The following is a 22,693-nucleotide window of genomic DNA, read 5'->3' on the forward strand; positions in this document are numbered from 1 at the left end:
CGGCCGGCACGGCGCGTCAGCCGGCCAGGCCGGCCGACGGTGCGGACAGCGCGCACCAGACGACCTTTCCCAGGCCGTGGCGCGCGGTCCCCCAGGCCAGGGACAGCCGCTCGACGAGGGCCAGGCCCCACCCGCCGTCGGCGCCGGGCGACCGCCGCACGGGTGGTGCGGGGTCGTCGTCGAACACCTCGACGCGGATGTGGCCGGCCCCGACGCTCAACCGGAGGACCGGACGGCCGGCGCCGTGCTGGAGGGCGTTCGTCGCGAGCTCGGTGACGATCAGCAGCGCGTCGTCGACGAGGGTGTCGCAGGCCCAGGCCGTCAGCGTGAGCCGGGCGAACCGGCGCACGACGGCCAAGCCACCCGCCCGATCGGTCAGGGCGCACTCGGCCGTGAGCGGCGCCGGGATGTCCACGGCGTCAAGCGTGCCGCGCGGCTCGCCGCGGGACGAGATGCAAACCGGGGCCGCGGTTCTGGTGCAGCTGCATCAGCCGATCAGGCCCTCCCGGCGGGCCACGGCGACCGCTTCGAGCTTCGAGCGCGCGCCGAGCTTCTCCAGCACCCGCTGCACGTGGTTGCGCGTGGTGTTGCGAGAGACGCCGAGGCGCTCCCCGATCTCCTCGGTGGTGGCGCCCTCCGCAAGCAGGTCGAGGGTTTCGCGCTCCCGCGCGGTCAGCTCCGCGCCGCGGGCGGGCATCCGGCCGGTGAGCCGGTCGAAGATCTCGGGCAGCAGTTCCGGGGCGAAGACGACACCGCCCGCGGCGACTTCGCGCACCGCGGACTCCAGCAAACCGAGCTGCGACGACTTGAGCAGGAGCCCCGCTCCGCCCGCCTTCGCGACTCGCGCGGCCACCGACGGCGTCGCGTCCCCGGTCAGCACCAGCACCCGCGCGCCACTCGAGCCGAGCTCCCCGATGACGCCGAGCGAGTCGCCGTCCGCGAGGCGCCGGTCCAGCACCACGACGTCGGGAGCGTGCTCGCGCGTGTCGGCGACGGCTTCCACCCGGGACCGGGCGCGGCCGACCACGGTGATCCCGTCGATGCTGTCGAGGGCGAGCTGCAGCGCCTCCGCCACCATGTCGTGGTCCTCCACGAGCAGGACTCGGACGGAGCTGGGTTCGTCGGCGCTGCTCACGGGGTTCCCTCGCTGGTCGGGTCGCTGGCGGCCCATCCTAGGCGCCCGGCACGCGTCACCACGCCGGCGTGCTCGCCCGCAGCAGGAGCCCTTCGGGCCCGGTGGCCGGCAGCCGGTCGACGAGCTCCTCGTGGCGGCCCGCCGTCCGGAACACCGGCGGCCGCGCCGGGCCGGCGCCCGGCAGCAGGTCGACGAACCGCGCGACCGCGTTCGGCGCCGGCACGACCTCGGCTCCGCCGAGGTAGGCGAGCACCTCGGGCGCACCGCCGCCGGCGGGCTCGACGACCGCCGACCAGCCGTGCACCTCGTCCCAGATCAGCGCCAGGTCGTGGCCCGGCCGGCCGGGCAGCGCGCGGTCCAGCGCCACGTAGCCGGAGGCGGGCGCCTCGAGGTCGAGCGAGCACGACTCGAATCCGACGCCCACGGCGCAGGCGACCCGGGCGAGGTAGGCCCGCAGGCCGCGGGCGAAGTGGTATTCGCTGTCCTTGCCGAAGTCGATGAGGATGTTCATGGGTCTCGCCTCCCGCGCCGCCGCTGCGCCCGGTTACCCCCTTCGGCGGAATGTCACACTTCGGGGTTATTCCTCGATCGCCCCGCCGACGGCCCGCAGGTGCGCCCGGAAGGTCAGGCCCGGATCCGCTGTGCGCGCGGCGAGGAAGTCGGCGAAGCGGACCTGGTCCCGCAGCGGCTCGCCGGCCCGGATCCGGTCGGCCTGGCGGCGTTCGGTGTCGCGGATGCCCTCGGCGAGCGTGAACAGCTCCCCGGCCCGATCGCGGGGCAGGAAGACGACGCCGTCGTCGTCGCCGGCGACGAGGTCCGCCGGCCCGATCCGCCAGGTGCCGACGATCGCCTCGGCGAGCCCGCCGTCGACGCGCGGGCCGAGGCCGAGCGGGCCGGTGGGGATCGAGCCGAGGCTGAACACCGGCAGGCCGATCGCGCGGATGTCGGCGGTGTCGCGGTGCAGGCCCCAGATCACGACCCCGGCCAGCCCGGCCGCGCGCGCTTCGAGGACGACGAGGTCGCCGACGCAGCTTTCGTCGAGGCGGCCACCGTTGTCGACCACCAGCACCCCGCCGGGCGCGGCGTGCTCGAAGGCCTCCAGGAAGACGTCGACGCTGCCGACGTGCCGGGCCGGGATCGCCGGGCCGAGCACGCGCGTGCCGGGCACCACCGCGCGCGTCGGCGCCGGGGCGCAGCGCACCGGAAGGCCGGCGCGGATGCACGCGTCGGCGAGGTGGGCGGTGGTGAGGGTCGCGAAACGCTCTGCGAGGTCGGCCATGCCGCCGAATCTAGCCAGCGGTCTCGGCGGTCAGCCAGGCCAGGTAACCGGCGCTGCCGCCGACGATCGGGGTCGCGATCACCTCGGGCAGGTCGTAGCCGTGCAGCTGCCCGAGGCGTTCGGCGAGCGCGGGCACCCGCGCGGCGGTCGTCTTGATCTCGACGCGCCACTCCTGGTCGGTCCGCACCTCGCCCTCCCAGCGGTAGACGCTGGTCACCGGCCCGACGACCTGCGCGCAGGCCCCCAGCCGCTCTTCGACCGCCTTCGCGGCCAGCTCCCGGGCCGCCGTCTCGGAGTCGGTCGTGGACGTCACGATCACGTGCTCTGCCACCATGCCCGCGAGGCTACCGGCGGCCGCGCCGACACCGCGGACTCAGCAGGAGCCGGATCGGCTGCCTCGACGGCCACGCGCCGACGGGATCGCGGCTCAACGAGATCGACGACCCCTACCCGGCCCAGCGCGCGGTCCCGTGCGTCCGGTCGGCCGCACCGCAACCCGGGCAGCCGACGGCTCCCGCCGGGTGACCCGGTCCCGTGCGCCGTTGCCCGACCGGGATCCCGCGGCGGACCGGCCCCCTACTATGTGTGCCGCCGACCCGAGCCCTCGTCGCGGCGCCCCGTCTTGCCGGGCGGGATCCCCTTGGCCGCCGGCTCAGGTCGTGGGTCTCGCGCTCGTCGTGGTCGTCGGGGTGGTGGACGTCGTCGGCGTGGTCGTGTGGGTCGGGGTGGTCGTGCGCGGCGGGGTCTTGTGCCGGGTGCTCGCCGGTGGGTTCGGGTGCGAGGCCGCCACCGTTGCGTGCGTTGCCTCCGGGGTTTCCGGCGACGGGACCGTCACCAGCGTCGGTGTGTCCGTCGCCGAGGTCGTCGCCGGCGGGGTGCCGCCTGACGGGCTTCCGCCCGAGCTGCTCACCGCCACCGCCACGCCGCCGATCGCCACGACCGCCACCGCGCACAGCCCGATCACCACGCCCCGGCGCGAGGCCCGCCGTCCCGGGGTCGCGTCGGACTTGACGCGGCCCAGCGACGGGGGCGCCGCGCCCGCGCCGAACCCCGGGGCCGGCAGCGCCCGCGTCTCCTCGCGCGGTGCCGGCACGCGCGGCGCCGAGGGCAGCGGGACCGGGGGCGGCGGCACCGGCCGGATCGCCGGGTGCGAACGCGTCGCCTGGACCAGGCCCGACCGGCCCGAAGCCAGTGCCGCCGCGCCGAGCGCGACCCCGTACTTCGGGTGGATGTCGACCGCCGTCGGACGGCCCAGCTCGGCCGACACCAGCTGGGACACCAGCGGGATCCGCGACGAGCCGCCGACCAGCAGCACCGCGCCGAGGTCCGCCGGGCGGAGGTTCGCCGACCGCAGGGCCCGGTGCAGCGAGCCGATCGTCGCGGTGATCGACGGGCGGATCATCTCCTCGAACTCGCCGCGGGTCAGCCGCACCTCCGTCTGCACCGACGGCAGCAGCACCGGGACGGCCGTCTCGGTGTCGGCCGACAGCGCCTCCTTCGCCAGCACGCATTCCTGGCGCAGCCGCACGACCGCGGCCACCGCGCCCGCGTCGTCCGGGTCGATCCGCGACAGCTTCCCGTCGAGCGCCCGGTCGACGTGGCCGAACACCGCCTCGTCGAAGTCGACCCCGCCGAGGCCCTCGATCCCCTCCGGGGTGCCGAGGATCTCGAAGCCGGTGCCGCGCTTGCGGAGCACGGTCGCGTCGAACGTGCCGCCGCCGAGGTCGTACACCGCGACGACGGCGCCGTCGTCCAGCCGCTCCTGCGCCGCGTAGTGCGCGGCCGCGGCTTCGGGCTCGGTGATCAGGCCGACGTGGTCGATCCCGGTCAGCCGCGGCACCTGCTCGAACAGCTCCCGCTTGTAGGGCCCCCAGTTCGCCGGGTGCGTCAGCGTGATCCGGTCGGGCCGGCCGCCCTGCTGCCCGGCGACCGTCCGCACGACGTACCCCAGCAGGTGCGCCATCAGCGACGCCACCGAATGCGGCGCGCCGCCGAGCAGCACCGGCGTCGGATCGCCCAGGCGCCGCTTGAACTCCCGCGCGACGCGGTCCGGCTCGACGGCCGCGCGCCGGCTCGCGGCGTCACCCACGAGCACGCTGCCGTCGGCCCGCAGCAGCACCACCGACGGGATGGCCGCCGTGCGGTCGCCGAGCGACACCATTTCGACGTGGCCGGCGCTGTCGACGGCGGCGGCCGTGAAGGTCGTGCCGAGGTCGATGCCGAGTCCGTAGCCCATTGTCAGCCTCCGCCATCCGCGTGCGCGTGGTCAAAAGTCGGGTGCTCGTCCGGGACCTGCTCCGGGTCCGGGTCGGCGAGGTGGTGGTCGTGGTGGTCTTCGTGCTCCGGCGGCTGCTCCGCCGGCGGCGTCGCTTCGGGCGGCTCCGGCGGCGGTTCGTCCGGGAGGTGGCCGGTGTCCGGCAGGTGCTCCGGCTCGGGGTGCCGCGGCGGCTCGAACGGGTGCTCCCGCTCCGCCGGGTGCGCCCGGGAGCCGGTGACCTCGCCGGCGTCGTGGTGCTTCGGCTCGGGTTCGGTCGCGAAGCTGTGCTTCGCCGGCGGGTGCTCGGCCAGCGACGAAGACGCGGCCAGCGTGGCCGTCTCCGCCGCGGCCGGCTGCGGGTCCACTGTGGACACGCGGCCGATGGTGACGGCGACCGGCGGCGCGGGCGGCGCGGGAACGGTGACCGACGTCGTCACCGCGGTGCCGCGGGCCTTGTCGCCGACGGTCTCGGTCTGGTGGATCACCGGCCCGGCGGGTTCACCGAAGGGGTCGTCGGCCTTCGCCTGCTCGTCGACGCTGATCCCGACCGCGATCCCGGGCGGCCCGCTCGCCGCCTCGTCGAGGGTCACCGATTCGTCCTGGAACACCTCGACGTCGCCGTGCCCCGGGGCGTCGGGCGTGAGCTGGCAGGTCAGCGAACCGCCGTGCTCGACGCTGATCGTGCCGTCCGGGTTCTCGTGCACCACGACGTGGGCGTCCTGGACGACGTCGATGTCCGTGTCGCCCGGCGTGCCGTCCCCGGGCACCACGAGGTGCTGATGGTCGACGTAGACCTCGTCGTGGCCGTGGTCGTGCACCACGAACCGCTCGGTGGCCTCGATGACGAAGTTGCCGAACTCGTCCTCGCGGACGTCGATCTGCTCGAACTCCTCGACGGTGGGCAGGTCTCCGACCGGCGCGCCCCCGGGGGTCTCCGGGTGCCAGACGGTGCCGGTCCGCGCCTCGACCGAGCCGTCCTCGCCGCGCGTGACGGTGCTGGTTTCGACGTGCGGCACGTACTCGTGGCCGGTGTCGGCGTGCGGCGTCTCCGCGGCGACCGGTTCGGGGTGCGGTGGCGGGGGCGGCGCACCCGGCGATCCGGGCGTGAGCACGTTGCCGGCCACCTCCGAGGCGACCGCGCCGGCGGCGGCCGTGACGGCCCTCCGGATCTTGTGCTTCGGCTGCTCGGTCACGACAAGACCTCCGCCCGGGCTTCGCTGAGCAGGATTCCTTCACAGGTGCGCACCAGCACGCGGGCCGCGTCGCGGACGTCGCGCGGGGACGCGGGGTGCTCGGCGCGCCGCTGCCACCTCAGCAGCTGCGCGCCGAGCGCCTGCCGGACCGCGGCGCGGCCCGCGTCCCCCGGCAGGTTCAGCCGGCTCGGCACGTCCACCCCGGCCGCGCCGAGCAGCCGTTCCGCGTCGCGGGCCTCGTCGGTGGTGAACAGCACGACGCCGAGCCGGATCGAGTCGATCAGCTGGATCTCGGCGAACTCGTGCGCTCCGGCGACGATCCGCTCCCATTCGTGCAGCAGGCCGCCGGTGCGGTCCGGGTAGGCCCGCAGGACCTGTTCCACCGCCTGCAACGCCGAACGCGCCTTGAGCACGTCGGCCCGCGCCGCGAACTGGGTCGTCAGCAGGGACCGCAGCCGGTGCAGGCCGCTGCGGGCCAGCAGCTCGCCCGACAGTGCCCGCGCGCCGGTCACCATCCCGCCGCGCGTCAGCTCGACGGCCAGGCGGACACCGAACAGCCCGTAGCGGCCCAACAGCTCGGCGCGCTCCGGCGCCGGAACGTCCACTTCGGACTCCGCGCGGGCCAGCCGGTCGACCGACGTCAGCAGCCGCGCGACTGCTGCTTCGGGGGCCGCGGCCAGCAGCCGGAACGCGCGGTATTCGGACTCCTTCAGCGACGCGGCCGAGCTGGCCAGCAGGCCGGCCACCGGAACCACGGTCTGGCAGAGCCCCCGGATCCGGGGGTCACGGGCGTAGCGGTCGGCGATCTTCGCCGCCGAGTCGAGCGCGTCGGTGCGGGCGTGCCCGACCTCGTCCGCCCGGGACAGCACGCCGATCGTGTTCACCGGCCGCCGCTGCGCCGGGTCGTCGTGGAAGGCGTCGAGGAACCGGACGTCGTCGCCGTGGACGTGGCGCATCAGGTACACCACGGCGTCCGCGGTGCCGACGCCGTCGCCCTCGGGGACCAGCGCCACCTCGGTGCGTTCGGACACCGCCGAGCGCGCCGAACCGAGCCCGGGCGTGTCGATCAGCGTCATCGCGCGCAGCGCCGGGGACGGCCAGTCGACGACGAGCCGGTCGACGTCGCCGGGATCCATGCCGAGTTCCAGGCCGAGCGTGCCGGACAGGCGCCCGAACGGCAGCTGGCGCGGCATCCCGCGGACCGGGTGCAGCATGATCCGGTAGGTCGGGCCGTTGCGGTACCAGGTGACGACCCGGGTGCACTCTCCCGCGTCGGTCGCCGCCAGCTCCTGGCCGACGAGCGCGTTGAGCAGGGTGGACTTGCCGGCCTTGACGCGCCCGGCGATGGCGACGCGCAGCGGTTCGGCGAGCCGGCCGGCGATCTGCCGCAGCTGCGGCTCGGCCGGCGTGCCGGCGTACCCGGCGCACGCGCGGGCGACGAACCCGCGGACCTGGACGTAGAGCGGGGTCATCGCGTCACCGCCGGGACGGGCTTGGGCGCACTGCGCAGGGTGAGTTCGTCGGCGCGGCGCCCGAGCACCTCGAGGGCGTCGATGTCGGCTTCGAGGCGCTTGAGCTCGGCCGCTTCGGTGTCGTCCTCGACGACCGCTTTCTTCGCGTTCGCCAGCGCTTCGGTGAGGGACCGCTGGAGTTCTTCGACGCGCGCGCTGTAGGCGTCGCGGAGTTCCCTTTGGACGGTCCGCATCGCGTCACGGGAATCCTTGCCGACCTGGAGGTTGAACTCGTCGACGAACCGGCGCACGGCGGTCTTGGCCAGGCCGCGACGCTTTTCCAGCTGCCGCTTGCGTTCGTCCATGAAGCCGGAGCGGCCCATGAGCAGGCCGGCCGCGACCCCGAACGGCGTGGGAATGGCCAGCGCGGCCATCTTCGTGAGCATCGAGAACATCAGGAAGCCGCTGTAGGCCTTCTGGAACGCGGCCATCCCGGTGGTGCCGCGGGTCTTGACGCCGGTGAACGACGAGTCGATGTCGATCTCCTCGACGACCTGGACCGGCGCCTGGACCTCGCGCGGCAGCACGGCTTGGGACTCGGCCAGCTCGAAGTGCTCGGCGACGCGGGACGCGAGACCGCGGGCCTGCTTGACGAAGGTCGCGTAGTTCTCGAGCGTCTCGTTCGCGAGGCGCTGGCGCAGCCACTTCTCGAACTCGGCCCAGTTCTTGGCGGGGTCGCCGTCTTCGATGGCCTCTTCGGCCTCGTGCAGCACACCGCGGGAGCGGGCGCGCAGGTCGTAGTCCACATCGGACGAGATGTCGGCGAACCCGTCGAAGAGCAGCTGCTGCCACCTCGCGGACTGGCTGCGCAGCGCGTCGACGCGGTCGTTGACCCGGGTCAGCTCCGCGACGAGCGCGGCGGACTGCTCCGGATGGGCGAGCGAGGTGCGGCGGGCGCGCAGGGCGGCGTGCAGCTGGCCGACCGCGGACCCGACGTGCAGGCCGACGGCGTTGAGCGACGAGCGCTCGGCGTCCCCGACGACGCCCTGGAGGCGCTTGACCAGCTGCGGGAAGCCGGATTCGACGTTCATCTCCTGGTCGGCCGAGCGGGCCGCGACGGTGCGCAGCTCCGACGAGACGGCGACGGTGTCGATGGCGATCCCGCACGCGTCGAGGTGGCCGGCGTTGAGCTCGAGGATGCGCCGCCACTGCGGGTAGAGGTCGATCTTGGTGAGGACGAAGAAGACGCTCGGGCACAGTTCCTTGACGGTGCGCAGGAACCGCAGCTCGGCGCCGGTGAGTTCCTGGGAGGCGTCCGAGAGGAACAGGACGGCGTGCGCCCGCGGGAGCGAGCTGACGGTGACCGCGTTGTGCAGCGAGCCGAGCCCGCCGACGCCGGGGGTGTCGACCAGCACCAGCCCACCCGAGAGCAGCTGGCGGCTGATCGACGCGGTGACCGACTTGAGCTTCCGCAGGTTGCCGGGGTTCCCGGCTTCGCTGACGTGGGACGGAAGGTCTTCGAGGGAGATCCGCTCGGTCCACGGCGGCGACGACGGGTCGGCCGGTTCGTAGGTCGCCAGGGCCTCGGACTCCGGCGCGTAGCGGACGACGGTCGGCACCGCGGTCGCGATGTCGTCGTCGACCGGGCAGATCTTCGCGGTCAGCAGGGCGTTGATGAGGGAACTCTTGCCCTGCTTGAATTCCCCGACGACGTAGACGGTGACGTCCGGTTCGGACAGCAGGCGCCGGGCGTCGGTGAGGCGCTGGACGAGGTCGTCCCGCCCGTAGGCCTTCGCTCCCTTGACGGCGAGGTCGAGGGTGTCGAGGGCGATGTGCCCCCCGCCGCTCGGCTCCTGCATGACCGCTCCCCTTGCTGCTGCTTACGCCGGCTCAGACGTGCGGGTCGACGTCGTGGTGGTAGTCGACGTGGTGGTCTTGGTGCTCCACGTCGTGGTGGTGCTCGTGCTCGTGGCTGTGGTGCTCGGTGGCCGCCTGCTCGCTGAACTGGTCGCCGCCGTGGTGGCCGTGGGCCTGCTCGTTCTGGAAGATGTTCCCGTGGCCGCCGCTCGAGGCCTGCTCGTTGAACTGGTTGCCACCGTGGCCACCGGCGCCCTGCTCGTTCTGGAAGATGTTCCCGTGGCCACCGGTCGAGGCCTGCTCGTTGAACTGGTTCCCGCCGTGGCCACCGGCGCCCTGCTCGTTCTGGAAGATGTTGCCGTGGCCGCCACTCGCAGCCTGCTCGTTGAACTGGTTCCCGCCGTGGCCACCCGAGGCCTGCTCGTTCTGGAAGATGTCCCCACGCCCACCGCTGGAGGCCTGCTCGTTGAACTGGTTGCCACCGTGACCACCGGCGCCCTGCTCGTTCTGGAAGATGTCCCCACGCCCACCCGACGAGGCCTGCTCGTTGAACTGGTTCCCGCCGTGGCCACCCGAGGCCTGCTCGTTCTGGAAGATGTCCCCACGCCCACCGCTGGAGGCCTGCTCGTTGAACTGGTTGCCACCGTGACCACCGGCGCCCTGCTCGTTCTGGAACACGTCCCCGTGGCGACCGGCCGAGGCCTGCTCGTTGAACTGGTTCCCACCGCGGCCGGCGCCCTGCTCGTTTTCGAAGATGTCCCCGCGTCCGCCGGTGGAGGCCTGCTCGTTGAACTGGTTCCCACCGTGACCACCGGAACCCTGCTCGTTCTGGAAGATGTCCCCACGCCCACCGCTGGAAGCCTGCTCGTTGAACTGGTTGCCGCCGCGGCCGGCGCCCTGCTCGTTCTGGAAGATGTCGCCGCGGCCACCCGACGAAGCCTGCTCGTTGAACTGGTCACCACCGTGGCCACCCGAGCCCTGCTCGTTCTGGAAGATGTCCCCCCGCCCACCGTCGGCAGCCTGCTCGTTGAACTGGTCGCCACCCCGGCCGGAACCCTGCTCGCTCTGGAAAACGTCGCCCGATGAAGTCGTCATCGTGTGCACTCCTGACATTCGGATCGGTGAAGCCCGTGCCCCTCCGTTGTCATCCAGTCTCGGTCCGGCGGGCGCCCGGGTCATGAGTAGCGGCCTACTCGGGTTCGCCCACGCAAACGGCGAGAGCTACCTAGGGACCGTCGCCGGGACTACTCCCCGAGGCGAGCGGGCCTACCACCGACGCCAGCTCGCGCCGCCCGGAAATACCCAGCTTCGCGTAGACGCCGTGCAGCACGTTGTCGACCGTGCGCACCGAAACCACGAGCCGGTCCGCGACCGCTCGGCTCGTCAAGCCCGTCGCCACCAGGCGGGCGATCTCCAGTTCGCGGACCGTCAAGTCCAACGGCGTGTCCAGCGACGAAAGCGCCGGCGTCGCAGCGTCCTCACAGGACGCCAGCCACGCCCGCGCGCGCTGGGCCGACATCGCCGCGCTGCCGTTCTTGCCCTCCGCGCGGTACACCCGCGCGGCCTGGGCCGAGGCCTCCGCCGCGAGCAGCCGCGCGCCCACCTCGGCGAAGGACGAAGCCACCTCGTCCAACGCCGAAGCGTCCGACACCGCGCAAGCGTGCGCGGAGTAGAGCGCCGCCATTCCGCCCGCCGCCGGGATTTCCCCCGGCGAGGCACCGAATCTCACCAGGTCGTGGCGGATCTCGGCCGCGACCGCGAGCCGGCCGTCCGCCGAAGCCACGGAAGCCGCCGAAGTCGCCAGCTCCACCGCCCGGGACAGCTCGCCCCGCGCCGCGGCCACCCACGCGCCGTCCCACTCGCCGACCGGCTCCGTGACCCGGCCGCTCATCGCCGTCGCGCGGACCAGCGCCGCCGCGACGGCCGGGCGGAACTCGTGTGGCTGGTCGTGCGCGTCCGCGGCGAGGGCCTCGCGCAGCCAGCGGATCGCGCCGCGGACGTTGCCGTAGGCGAGCGCGACCGTCCCGAGCGACGCCGCCGCGCCCGCGACCGCCGGGCCCCACCGGTCCCGGACGGCGTCCCGGTAGCCGTCCCCGGCCCGGTCTTCAGCCTCCTCGAGCCGGCCCGCCCGGCACAGCGCGACGATCCGCGCGTGCTCCAGCCGCACGCGCGCACCGGGCGCGAACGCGTCCGGGATGCGACCGGCGATCTCCAGACCTTCGTCGACGACGCCGAGACACGCGTCCGTCCGGCCGGACGAAGCCAGCGCCCCGGCCGCGACGACCAGCGCCGCGAGCCGGAGCGCGTCGCCGCGCCGGTTGCGGTCCAGCACCGGCCCGAGCAGGTCCACCGCCTCGCGCGACGCCCCCGCCGCCGCGAGCAGGGCCGCCTGGGCGGTCGCCAGCTCATCCGCGGCCGAAGCGCCGGACACCGCCGTCTCGGCCGTGTCCAGCACCGCGGAAGCCTCGTCGCAGCGGTTCAGGCCGAACGCCAGGTTCCGGGCGCGAGTCGCGGCGACGCGGGCGTGCTGCGCGTCCGACACCGTCTCACCGGCGAGCTCCACGAGCAGCGAGTCGGCATCGGCGTGGCGGCCGCCGGCGATCCGGACCTGGGCGAGCAGGAACTTCGCGCCGAAGCCGCCGCCCATCCGGGCGGCTTCGGCCGCCAGCTGCTCGGCCTGCGGGAAGTCCTTGCGCAGCAACGTCTCCGCCGCGGCCCGGACCAGCTGCGGGTCGGTCGGCAGCCCGGCGGCCAGCCGCCACCGCACCAGCCGCGGCTTGTCCTCGGCGCGCCGCGCGCCGGTGAGGTCGAGAGTCTGCGCGAGCATCCGGTAGGTGTCGCGCTGCCGCAGCGGCGACGTCCGGCGCCGGATCACGTCGGCGTAGAGCGGGTGGGCGAGGCGGACGTTCAGCCGCCGCCCGGTCCGCTCGGAGACGACCAGCCCGGCCCGCTCGGTCGAGGCGAGGACGCGCTCGGCGCCGAGCCGCACCAGCGGTTCCACGCCCAGCGGCTCCCCGAACGCGAGCAGCTCCAGCAGCCGCCGCTCGTCGGCGTCGACCCGGTCGGTGCGGGTCTCGATCAGCTCGACCAGCCGCGGGGTGGCGGCCAGGGCGCCGCTCCACCGCCACACGCCGTCCTCGGCCGACAGCGAGCCGCTGTCGAGGCCGCCCTGCACCAGCTCGCGCAGGAACAGCGGATTGCCGAGGGCCAGGCTCCACAGCCGGTGCTCGGCGCCGTCGTCGAGCCGCCCGCCCAGCGCCGCGGTGATCAGCTCGGTGGTCTGCGGCCGGGTGAGCTCGCGGATGTCCAGCCGCTCGGCGACGCGGTCCTTCCACATCGCGAACACCGGGTCGGGCACGCTCACGCCGTGCGGCGCGATCACGAGCACGAACGCCGACGCGGTCGCGGCCAGCTGGTGCACCAGGGTCGCGGACAGGTCGTCGAGCAGGTGGGCGTCGTCGACGCACAGCACCAGCCGGCGCCCCTCCGCGCCACGGGTGAGGTGGCCGGCGACCTGGTTGAGCCGGTGCGCGCGGTCCCCCGTGCCGTCCGCGGTGCCGGGCAGCAGGTGGGCGAACGCGCCGAACGGGATCGTCGACGCCGAGGACATCGCGCGCACCCAGTGCGTGCGCGCCCCGCCGGCGGCCAGCTCGGCCAGCAGCACCTTGGCCAGGCGCGTCTTGCCGGCGCCGGCACGCCCGGTCAGCAGCAGCCCGCACACCTCGGGATCGGCCAGCGCCCGGCGCGCGAACGCAAGCTCCTGTTCGCGGCCGACCAGCGGCCAGTCGTTCGCCACACCCACTGCCTCCCCAACCCCTCACGGGCTTTCCGGTGCCCGCGCACAACCGTTCCTCGGATAATGACTACGCGGGCCCCGCCCAAGTACCGAATCCGCGCGGCGATTTGGCATAAATCGATGAGCGGTGCCGCGAATGCGACACAACGGACAGTCGATCTCCCATTTCGCGTGAGCATTTATCGGTCATTGCCGGAATACCGTTATCAGCGACTTCCCGGTGATTCTTTTTCCGGCGCGAGCATCATTCCTACGACGCGCGGCAGGACCACCGCGTTCCACCCGGCCATCGCGGTGACCAACGCCGGCTCCGGGCCGCCGGTCCACACGCGCACCTGGCCGGCGCGCAGGTCGGTGCCGAGCACGCCGGCCCACGGCACCTTCGGCGCGAACCACCGCCTGCCGCGCAGCCCTTCGGCGTCCGCGTCGATCCGCGGGTGCCCGCCCCCGCCGAACCGGGCGGTGGCGCCGGCCGTGATCGCGTCGACCGCCGCCAGCGCGATCCGCGGGCAGGCCGCCGATTCGACCAGCTCGACCAGCCGCCGCCACGTCTCGCGCGCGTCGTCCAGCTCGCTGCCGCCGCGGAAGGCGTCGAACACGAACCGGCTCCGCACGGGGCCGTGGGCCAGGCCCAGCGCGTAGCTGGCCTGGTGTGGCCGGGCCGCCGCGTGGTAGGCGACCCGGTCCACTTCGGCCAGCCGGAAGACCCGGTCCCCGATCACGATCACCTCGCCCGCCGCGGCGAGCGTGCGGCCGCCGCTCGAGACGCGGACCTCGCCGGACCCGGTGAACGAGAACTTCCCGCCCGCCATCGGATTACTTGCCGGTCTTCGCCAGGCAGAGCACGACGCCGGTGTCCCCTTCCTTGCCCTCCCAGAACACCTGGTCGGCGTCCGGGTACGGGGTGCACGCGCTGATCTGCGCCTCGATCTGGGTCTTGTCTTCGACGCGGGCGACGACCTTGAGCGTGGCCTCCGGCGTCCCGCAGTCGACGATCTTCACGGAGTTCTCGCCGCTTTCGGTGACGCAGTTGCCGACCTGGGCGTTCTCGCCGTTGGACCGGGTGGCCACCCAGACCAGCGCGAGGACCCCGGCGACCAGGATCAGGAACACGGTGAGCACGATCTTCTGCCGCCGCTTCGACTTCTTCGGCGCGGCCGGCGGCTGGGGCGGCGGGCCGGGCATCCCGGCCTGCGGCGGCACGGGGCGGGTCGGGTCCGGGTACTGGGGTCCACCCGTCTGGGTCATGGCGTTTCCTCCCTCGAACGTCCAGCTGTCGCCTTCTAGGCGTTCCACTCGCGTTCCACGGCGTTCCACCCGCAGTTCCGCGCCAGGGGCCAGGATGGGACCGCCCCGCCGCCGACGTGAGGACCCGAGGATGACCCGACTGCCGGCCTTGGCCGTCACCGCTCTGACCACCGCCGCGCTGCTGACCGGCGGGACGGCCGAAGCCGCGAGCCCGCCGTTCACCGCCTCGGTCTTCCGCGCGACGCACAACAGCTATTCCGGCGACGTCGACGGCGCCAAGAGCTCGATCGCCTACCAGCTCGACCACGGCGTCCGGTTCATCGAGTACGACATCCACGACAACGGCTACGCCACGAACCACGACTACGGCGTCGGCCACGACTCGCCCGGCAACGCCGTCGACCACAGCGGCGGCAACCCGGCCTCGAACAACCTGCGCGACTGGCTGTCGGTGGTGAACACGTGGTCGGCCGCGCACCCGGCGGCCGCGCCGATCGTCGTCATGCTCGACCTCAAGGACGACCTGACCGACAACGCGAACTACGCGGCGGGCAACCTCGTCGCGGTCAACGACGAGCTGGAGTCGGTGTTCGGCAGCCGGCTGCTGCGCGCCCAGGACTACCCGGCCGGGCAGCCGACCGTGGACGCGCTGCGCGGGCGCGTGCTGCCGCTGCTGTCCGGGGACGGCGGCACCCGCAGCGAGTACAAGCGCGACGTCGGGTACCACCCGGCCGTCGCGATCAACGGCCGCGGCCAGGTCGTCGAGTTGCACGACTCGGGCGGCGGCGCACTCTGGTACTGGACCGGCACGTACGGCGCCGACGGCCGGGTGACCTGGCTGCGGCACGGGAAGTACGACAGCGGCCAGACGCCGGCCGTCGCGCTGAACGACGACGGCGACCTCGTCGAGGTCCACCAGTCGCAGACCGCGTCGACGCTCTGGTACCACGTCGGCAAGCTCGGCGCCGACGGCGAGATCACCTGGCAGGCCAGCCACCAGTACGACAACGGCGTGCAGCCGACGGTCGCCTTCACCGACGCGACGCACCTGCGGGAGATCCACCAGAGCCAGAGCAGCAGCCAGAACTGGACCTGGAACGGCACCCTGTCGGCCACGACGGTCGCGTGGACCGGCAACGCCAAGACGTCCGACGCGCGGTTCGCCAAGGACACCGCCACCACCGGCACCCGGCGCGTGCGGGTGTGGACCGGCGCGGACGGCCCGACGCCGTCGAACACCCTGCGCGCGGACACCGCGAGCGTCCCCGGCGACCGGATCCGCTACCGGCAGGTCGCGTTCGACGAGTTCCAGCAGGGCGACAGCGCGGAGCTGCAGCAGGGCGCGCTGTTCTACGGCGCGCCCGCGACGGAGTCGGCGTTCATCACCTCGGCCCGCCAGTCGGGCAAGCTGGTCCGCGGCTGGGACTTCGACTCGGCGGGCGACGCGACCACGCCCCTGGCGAACTACCCGGCGACGAACCACCCGTACGACGCCTGGTACCAGACCATGGTCACCCAGAACGGCGCGGTCGAGTAGGCCCCGGCGGTCGTGAGTGGGAAACAGTGTCAGTACCCTGTTTCCCACTCACGAGCCGGTCAGCCGGGGTGGTAGGAGCAGCGGGTGCCGGTGCGGACGCCGTCGCGCAGGACGTCGCCGATCACCGCGTCCGCCGCGGCGATCCGGGTCAGCGCGCGGCGGATCGCCTTGCCCACCGCGATCCGCGCCTTCTCCTCGGCACCCGCGAACTCGCGGACGCGGCCGGCGAGCCCGGCGGCGGCCGACAGCTCGCCCAGCAGCCAGTCGCGTTCGGTGCGCACCTGCTCCGCGCGGCTCGTGTCGTGGTTGGCCTCGTGCTCGTCGAGCTCGGCCTCGAGGTTCGCGAGCCAGCGCCGGTAGTGCGCGGTCGCCGTCCGGTCGAGCACCGGCTGCCCGGACGTCACCTCGGCCACCACCCCGTGCGCCAGCTCGACGGCGGTCAGCTCGTGGCCCGGGTTGTCCAGCAGCGTCGCGAGGTAGCCCATGCCGACGCTGTGCTCGACCAGCGCGGACCGCCCGTCCAGGGCGAAGAGCCAGTGACTGCCTTGACGCCGGCACGTCACGCGCCGGTCGGCGACGCGGGAGGTGAAGTCCGGCAGCACCATCCCGAGCTGCTCGGCCTCGCGCGCCGCTACGGCCCGCTCCCGCCCAGCCTCGGCCGACGCGGGTCCGAGTGCCTGCGCGAGCCGGGCGCGGGACAGCGCCGCGGCCGGCCAGTGCGCCAGCGCGAGGTTGTCGCGCACCGCCGCCCGGAAGTGCTCCGCGGCGCACTCCGGTTCGCCCGCGGTCAGCATCGCCACGCCCAGCGCGTGCTGCACCGAGCCGAAGCAGGCGACGCCGAGGCTGGCCGTCATCGGCAACCGCGCGAACGGCGTCAGCAGCGCGTACGCCGCCAGCGCCGATTCGACGTCCGCGAGCAGGTACGCGGACTCGACGATCCCGTACAGGGACACGAGCCAGCTGCTCGACCGCGGCAGCAGCGCCAGATCCCGCCCGCGCAGCCGGGCCAGCGCCCCGGCGGCCTCGCGCTCGTCCCCGGCCGTCGCGGCGGCCACGGCCAGCCCGGCGATCATCGCGTTGTCGACGGCGCTGAGCGTCGGCGAATGCACCGTGTCCCGCAGCACCGGCAGCAGCTCGGCGACGCGGCCCTGGTACCAGCGGACCGCCCCGACCTGCGCGGTGTACCAGCCGATCACGTCGGCGTCCCCCGCCTGCTCGCCGCGCAGCGCGCAGGCCGCCGCGCGCGCTTCGGCCTCGGCGAACCGGCCCGCGCGGATGCTGAGCATGACGTCGATCGCGTCGAGCACGAAGCCGACCGCGAGGTGGTCGCGTTCGGCCAGCAGGCCGCGCAGGTCGGCGAGCCCGCGCTGGGCGTGCGGGTCGCCGTCGAGGAAGAGGTCGACCGTGCGCCAGAGCGTGCCCATCAGCAGGTCACTGCGCCGTCCGGTCCGGAAGCCTTCGGTGATCAGCTCCTGCGCGAGCGCCCGGCGCTGGCTGCCGTGGTCGGGCCCGAGCAGGCAGTGGTGGGCGAGGCTCGCGGCCTCGGCCCAGGCGACCGGATCGCCCGCGCGCTTGGCTTCTTCGAGGACGGCGAGGATCTCGTTGCTCTCCCCCGCCACGTAGTCGGCCTCGCCGGCGAGCCGGGCCTTGAGGCGCAGGGCCAGCGACGACCCCGGGTCGACCGCCGTGCGTGCGCTGCGCAGCCGCGCCTGCAGCAACGCCGCCGCGGGCGCGCTCCGGTGTTCGTGGACCCACAGCCCGCCCATGCCGAGCGCGGCGCGTGCCATCCCGGTGCCGTCGCACTCGGCCTCCGCGGCCCGGTACGCGCGGTCGAACCACTCCCGGCCGGCGCGCAGGTCGCCGTCGGCCTCGAGTGCGCGCTCCCCGTTGCGCAGCAGCTCGCCCAGTGCGGTGGCCGCCGGTCGCGTTTCGCTGTCCAGCATCGCCGCCCCCTCTCCCCCGGGAGATGGTGCCCGTGCGACGCGCCGGGGTCAACGTCCGAAAACCGGCGGGAAAACCCTGATCACGGCCGGGAATTTTCCGCCATCACGGTCCGCGCGCGGTCCACTCGCGACAGTCGCTGACGGCCGCCGTCAGCGCTTCGCCAGGAACCGGTAAGCCCGCGCGGCGAAGCTCCGCGACATGAAGAACCTCAGCGTCCTGATCTCCGGCGCCGGCATCGCCGGCCCCGCCCTCGCCTGGTGGCTGACGCGTTACGGCTGCACCGTCGCCGTCGTCGAACGCGCCCCCTCGGTGCGCCCCGGCGGCCAGGCCGTCGACTTCAAGGGCGCCACCCACCGGACCGTGCTGGAGCGCATGGGCATCCTCGACGAGGTCATCGCCCGCCAGACCGGCGGCACCGACCAGACGATCATCGACGCCGACGGGCGGCCGCAGGCGGTGATCCCCGGCGAGTTCACCGGCGGCGAGATCGAGATCCGCCGCGGCGACCTGGCCGACCTCCTGTACGAGCGCACCGCCCCGCACTGCGAATACCTCTTCGGCGACACCGTCACCTCGCTGACCGAGACTTCCGACGGCGTCGACGTCACCTTCGCCCACGCCGAGCCGCGCCGGTTCGACCTCGTCGTCGGCGCCGACGGCATCCACTCGAACGTCCGCCGGCTGGCCTTCGGGCCGGAACGCGACTACGTCACCTTCCTGGGCCACTACTACGCACTGGCCGAGCTGGGCGCGCAGGTCGCGGACGGCGAAGCCGTGATGTACAACGAACCGGGCCGGATGGCGGCGGTCGGCGGCCCGAAGGCGTCGGCGTTCTTCGTCTTCGCCTCACCCGAGCTGGACTACGACCGGGGTGACGCCGGAACCCAGCGGAAGCTGGTGGCCGCCGCCTACCGCGACGCGGGCTGGCGGGTGCCCGAGCTGATCGCGAAGCTCCCGGACGCCCGCGAGTTCTACCTGGACTCGCTCGCTCGCGTCACGATCGACCACTATTCGCGGGGCCGGATCGTCCTGCTCGGCGACGCCGCCTACGGCAACACTCTCGGCGGCTTCGGCACCGGCCTCGCGACTGTCGGCGCGTACGTGCTCGCGGGCGAGCTGCTGGCCGCGGACGGCGACCACCGCGTCGCCTTCGCCCGCTACGAGGAGCAGTTCCGCGGCTACGCGAAGATCTCGCAGCGCGGCAGCGCGGGCCCGTTCCTCGCGCCGCCGTCACGCCTGCGGATCAAGCTGCGGGACTGGACGTTCAAATCCCGCTTCCTGCTCGGCCTCCTGCTCAAGGCGACCGACGAGTTCGCCACGGACATCGAGCTGAAGGACTACGCCTCGGGCTCGTAGGCCAGGTTCGGCCGCAGCCACTGCTCGACTTCGGACCGCTCGACGCCCTTGCGGCGCGCGTAGTCCTCGACCTGGTCGCGGCCGAGCCTGCCGACGGTGAAGTACCGCGAGTCCGGGTGCGCGAAGATCAGCCCGGACACGCTCGCCGCCGGCGTCATCGCGAACGACTCGGTCAGGTCCATGCCCAGCCGGCCGGCCTCCAGCAGCTCGAACAGCTCGCGCTTCTGGCTGTGGTCGGGACTGGCCGGGTAGCCCAGCGCCGGGCGGATGCCGCGGAACCGCTCCGCGTGCAGGTCCGCCAGCACCGGGTCGGCGTCCGGCTCGAACCAGTCACGGCGGGCCCGCAGGTGGATGTGCTCGGCGAACGCCTCGGCGAGCCGGTCGGCCAGCGCCTTGACCATGATCGCGCGGTAGTCGTCCTGCTCGGCCTCGTAGCGGGCCGCGAGCGGCTCGGCGCCGTGGATCGCGACCGCGAACCCGCCCAGGTGGTCGCCTTCCGGCGCGATGTAGTCGGCCAGGCAGCGGTTGGCGCGGTCTTCCGGCTTCGACGTCTGCTGGCGCAGCATCGGGAACCGGACGTGCGCGAACTCGCCGTCGAGCAGGATGTCGTCGCCTTCGCTGTGCGCCGGCCAGAACGCGTAGGCGCCCTTCGCGGTGAAGCTGCCGTCGGCGACGATCTGGTCGAGCAGCGTGTTCGCGTCGTCGAACAGCTCGCGCGCGACCGGCTGGTCCAGGATCGCCGGGTACTTGCCCTTGAGCTGCCAGGCCAGGAACAGGAACTGCCAGTCGATCATCTCGCGCAGTTCGGCGATGGCGGGCTCGACGACGCGTGAGCCGGTGAACACCGGTGTCGGCACGTCGGCGAAGACCACCTGCTCGCGGTTCAAGCGCGCCTGCTCGAGCGTGAGCATGGGGCGGCGCTGCTTGCTGGCGTGCTGCTCGCGCAGCACCTCCTGGTCGGCGCGGTTCTTCTCGGCGAGCGCGATCGAGCGGTCCGGGTCCAGCAGGTCGGACACGACGCCGACCACCCGCGACGCGTCGAGGACGTGCACCGTCGCGTTGTCGTAGGCGGGCGCGATCTTGACCGCGGTGTGCTGGCGCGACGTCGTGGCGCCGCCGATCAGCAGCGGCAGCTTCAGCCCGCGCCGCTGCATCTCGGCCGCGACGGCCACCATCTCGTCCAGCGAGGGCGTGATCAGCCCGGACAGCCCGACCGCGTCGGCGCCCTCGGTGACCGCGGTGTCGAGGATCTTCGCGGCCGGCACCATCACGCCGAGGTCGATCACCTCGTAGTTGTTGCAGCCGAGCACCACGCCGACGATGTTCTTGCCGATGTCGTGGACGTCGCCCTTCACCGTGGCGAGCACGATCTTGCCCTGGCCGCCGGTCGACGCCAGCCTGCCCTCCTGGCGCGCCTTCTCCTTCTCCGCCTCCATGAACGGCTCGAGGTAGGCGACGGACCGCTTCATCACGCGCGCGCTCTTCACGACCTGTGGCAGGAACATCTTGCCGGAGCCGAACAGGTCGCCGACGATCTTCATGCCGTCCATCAGCGGGCCCTCGATGACGTCGAGGGGCCGGGCCAGCTGCTGCCGGGCCTCTTCGGTGTCCTCGACGATGTAGTCGACGATGCCGTGCACCAGCGCGTGGGACAGCCGCTCGCCGACCGTGCCTTCGCGCCACGAGAGGTCCACGACGCGCTTGGTGCCGCTGCCCTTGACGTTCTCGGCGAAGCTCACCAGCCGGTCGGTGGCGTCTTCGCGGCGGTCGAACAGCACGTCCTCGACCAGCTCGAGGAGGTCCTTCGGGATGTCCTCGTAGACCGCGAGCTGGCCGGCGTTGACGATGCCCATGTCCAGCCCGGCCTTGACGGCGTGGAAGAGGAACGCCGAGTGCATGGCCTCGCGCACGATGTCGTTGCCGCGGAAGGAGAACGAGAGGTTCGAGATGCCGCCGCTGGTGCGGGCGCCGGGACAGCGTTCCTTGATCCGGGGCAGCGCCTCGATGAACGCCTTCGCGTAGCCGTTGTGCTCGGAAATGCCGGTGGCGACGGCGAGGACGTTCGGGTCGAAGATGATGTCCTCGCCCGCGAACCCGGCCTGCTGCGTCAGCAGGTCGTACGCCCGGCCGCAGATCTCGACCTTGCGGTCGGCGGTGTCGGCCTGGCCCCGCTCGTCGAAGGCCATCACGACGACGCCGGCGCCGTAGTTGCGGATCGTGCGGGCCTGGGCGAGGAACGGCTCCTCGCCCTCCTTGAGGCTGATCGAGTTGACCACGCCCTTGCCCTGCAGGCAGCGCAGGCCGGCTTCGAGCACGCTCCACTTGGAGCTGTCGACCATCACCGGGATCCGGGCCACCTCAGGCTCGGTGGCGATGAGGTTGAGGAACGTCGTCATCGCCTCCTCGGACTCGAGCAGGTCGGCGTCCATGTTGACGTCGAGCAGGTTCGCGCCGCCGCGGACCTGCTCCAGGGCGACGTCGACGGCGCCCTGGTGGTCGTCGGCCTCGATGAGCCGGCGGAACCGCTTGGAGCCGGTGACGTTGGTGCGCTCGCCGATCATCACGAACCCGGTGTCGGCGCCGATGCCGAACGGCTCGAGCCCGCTGAACCGCATGTGGCTGCGCGGCGCGGGCACCTCGCGGGGCGTGACGCCCTTCGCCGCGGCGGCGATCTTCGCGATGTGCGCCGGGGTCGTGCCGCAGCAGCCGCCGACGACGTTGACCAGGCCGTCGCGGGCGAACCCGCCGACCAGGCCGGCGGTCTCGTCGGGCGTTTCGTCGTAGCCGCCGAACGCGTTCGGCAGGCCGGCGTTGGGGTGACAGGCGACATACGTGTCGGCGAGCCGGGACAGCTCCTCGACGTGCGGGCGCATCTCTTCCGCGCCCAGCGAGCAGTTCACGCCGACGACCAGGGGCTTCGCGTGCTCGATCGAGCTCCAGAACGCTTCGACGGTCTGGCCCGACAGCGTCCGGCCGCTGAGGTCGACGATCGTCACGGAGATCCACAGCGGCAGGTGCGGCGCGACGTCGCGGGCTGCGGCGATCGCGGCCTTGCAGTTGAGCGTGTCGAAGATCGTCTCGATCAGCAGCAGGTCGACGCCGCCTTCGGCGAGCCCGGCGATCTGCTCGGCGTACGCGGCCTTGACCTGCTCGAACGTCACCGCACGGTACGCCGGGTCGTCGACCTTGGGCGACAGGCTGAGCGTGACGTTCAGCGGGCCGATCGAGCCCGCGACGAACCGGCCGCCGGCCTCGTCGGCCGCCTGGCGGGCGAGTTGCGCGCCGCGGACGTTCATCTCGTGGACGTACGCCTGGAGGCCGTAGTCGGCCTGGCCGATGCCGGTCGCGGTGAAGGTGTTCGTCGTGGTGACGTCCGCGCCGGCCGCGAGGTACTGGCGGTGCACGTCGAGGATGACGTCCGGGCGGGTGAGGTTGAGCAGGTCGGGGTCGCCGGTGACGTCGTGGGTGTGCTCGCCGAAGCGGTCGCCGCGGTAGTCGGCCGGGGTCAGCCCGGCACCCTGCAGCATGGTGCCCCAAGCGCCGTCGAGCACCGCCACCCGCTGCCCGAGCAGCTCGCGCAGGCGCGCGGTGGCTTCGGTCTCGCTGGGGGTTTCTCGCGGGGTGATCGGGTTCACCGGCA

Annotated in this window: 17 protein-coding genes; 2 read left to right on the forward strand and 15 right to left on the reverse strand. The window is 73.3% G+C overall.

What is annotated here, in order from left to right; all coding sequences use genetic code 11:
• Positions 1 to 16: 16 nt before the first annotated feature.
• The 13 genes from OG738_RS36820 to OG738_RS36880 all read right to left on the reverse strand — a co-directional run bounded on the left by OG738_RS36820 (position 17) and on the right by OG738_RS36880 (position 14,216).
• A complete protein-coding gene (locus OG738_RS36820) occupies positions 17 to 415 on the reverse strand; it encodes an ATP-binding protein (RefSeq protein ID WP_329047927.1) in 399 nt (132 codons plus the stop codon).
• 72 nt (positions 416 to 487) lie between these two features.
• Positions 488 to 1,135, reverse strand: coding sequence for a response regulator transcription factor (locus tag OG738_RS36825; RefSeq protein ID WP_329047929.1), 648 nt, complete (start codon positions 1,133 to 1,135; stop codon positions 488 to 490).
• A gap of 55 nt (positions 1,136 to 1,190) precedes the next feature.
• A complete protein-coding gene (locus tag OG738_RS36830; RefSeq protein ID WP_329047931.1) occupies positions 1,191 to 1,646 on the reverse strand; it encodes a DUF6292 family protein in 456 nt (151 codons plus the stop codon).
• 66 nt (positions 1,647 to 1,712) lie between these two features.
• A complete protein-coding gene (locus OG738_RS36835) occupies positions 1,713 to 2,414 on the reverse strand; it encodes an RraA family protein (RefSeq protein WP_329047933.1) in 702 nt (233 codons plus the stop codon).
• A gap of 10 nt (positions 2,415 to 2,424) precedes the next feature.
• Positions 2,425 to 2,748 carry a divalent-cation tolerance protein CutA gene (cutA, locus tag OG738_RS36840; RefSeq protein ID WP_329047935.1) on the reverse strand — a complete coding sequence of 108 codons (324 nt, stop codon included), beginning with the start codon at positions 2,746 to 2,748 and terminating at the stop codon, positions 2,425 to 2,427.
• A gap of 318 nt (positions 2,749 to 3,066) precedes the next feature.
• Positions 3,067 to 4,650, reverse strand: coding sequence for an Hsp70 family protein (locus OG738_RS36845; protein WP_329047936.1), 1,584 nt, complete (start codon positions 4,648 to 4,650; stop codon positions 3,067 to 3,069).
• A gap of 2 nt (positions 4,651 to 4,652) precedes the next feature.
• A complete protein-coding gene (locus OG738_RS36850) occupies positions 4,653 to 5,864 on the reverse strand; it encodes a hypothetical protein (RefSeq protein WP_329047938.1) in 1,212 nt (403 codons plus the stop codon).
• Positions 5,861 to 7,336: a dynamin family protein gene (locus OG738_RS36855; protein WP_329047939.1), complete on the reverse strand. Its 1,476-nt coding sequence runs from the start codon at positions 7,334 to 7,336 to the stop codon at positions 5,861 to 5,863. The genes OG738_RS36850 and OG738_RS36855 overlap by 4 nt, the downstream gene beginning before the upstream one ends.
• Positions 7,333 to 9,174, reverse strand: a complete 1,842-nt coding sequence (locus tag OG738_RS36860; protein WP_329047941.1) for a dynamin family protein — start codon at positions 9,172 to 9,174, stop codon at positions 7,333 to 7,335. The genes OG738_RS36855 and OG738_RS36860 overlap by 4 nt, the downstream gene beginning before the upstream one ends.
• Before the next feature lie 31 nt (positions 9,175 to 9,205).
• Positions 9,206 to 10,267 (reverse strand): glycoprotein, encoded by a 1,062-nt coding sequence (locus OG738_RS36865; protein ID WP_329047942.1) that lies wholly within the window; start codon positions 10,265 to 10,267, stop codon positions 9,206 to 9,208.
• A gap of 130 nt (positions 10,268 to 10,397) precedes the next feature.
• Positions 10,398 to 12,968 carry a helix-turn-helix transcriptional regulator gene (locus OG738_RS36870; RefSeq protein WP_329047944.1) on the reverse strand — a complete coding sequence of 857 codons (2,571 nt, stop codon included), beginning with the start codon at positions 12,966 to 12,968 and terminating at the stop codon, positions 10,398 to 10,400.
• A 206-nt stretch (positions 12,969 to 13,174) separates the two neighbouring features.
• Positions 13,175 to 13,780, reverse strand: a complete 606-nt coding sequence (locus OG738_RS36875) for a hypothetical protein (protein WP_329047945.1) — start codon at positions 13,778 to 13,780, stop codon at positions 13,175 to 13,177.
• Positions 13,781 to 13,784: 4 nt separating this feature from the next.
• On the reverse strand, positions 13,785 to 14,216 hold the full coding sequence (locus OG738_RS36880; RefSeq protein WP_329047947.1) for an LppU/SCO3897 family protein: 432 nt from the start codon (positions 14,214 to 14,216) through the stop codon (positions 13,785 to 13,787).
• Positions 14,217 to 14,346: 130 nt separating this feature from the next.
• Here OG738_RS36880 and OG738_RS36885 point away from each other — a divergent pair, with 130 nt between their 5' ends.
• Entirely contained in the window at positions 14,347 to 15,753 is a 1,407-nt protein-coding gene (locus tag OG738_RS36885) for a hypothetical protein (protein ID WP_329047949.1), read from the forward strand.
• 59 nt (positions 15,754 to 15,812) lie between these two features.
• Here OG738_RS36885 and OG738_RS36890 read toward each other — a convergent pair whose 3' ends face one another.
• The gene (locus tag OG738_RS36890; RefSeq protein WP_329047951.1) at positions 15,813 to 17,696 is read right to left on the reverse strand and encodes a hypothetical protein; all 1,884 of its coding nucleotides are present in this window, start codon (positions 17,694 to 17,696) and stop codon (positions 15,813 to 15,815) included.
• A 199-nt stretch (positions 17,697 to 17,895) separates the two neighbouring features.
• Between OG738_RS36890 and OG738_RS36895 the strand changes: the two genes are divergently transcribed.
• Positions 17,896 to 19,053: an FAD-dependent monooxygenase gene (locus OG738_RS36895; RefSeq protein ID WP_329047952.1), complete on the forward strand. Its 1,158-nt coding sequence runs from the start codon at positions 17,896 to 17,898 to the stop codon at positions 19,051 to 19,053.
• Here the strand turns inward: OG738_RS36895 and metH are convergent.
• Complete coding sequence (metH, locus tag OG738_RS36900) at positions 19,035 to 22,688, reverse strand: methionine synthase (RefSeq protein WP_329047953.1); 3,654 nt, start codon at positions 22,686 to 22,688, stop codon at positions 19,035 to 19,037. The genes OG738_RS36895 and metH overlap by 19 nt on opposite strands.
• Positions 22,689 to 22,693: the final 5 nt, after the last annotated feature.

It is taken from the genome of Amycolatopsis sp. NBC_01488, assembly GCF_036227105.1.
Lineage (GTDB): Bacteria > Actinomycetota > Actinomycetes > Mycobacteriales > Pseudonocardiaceae > Amycolatopsis.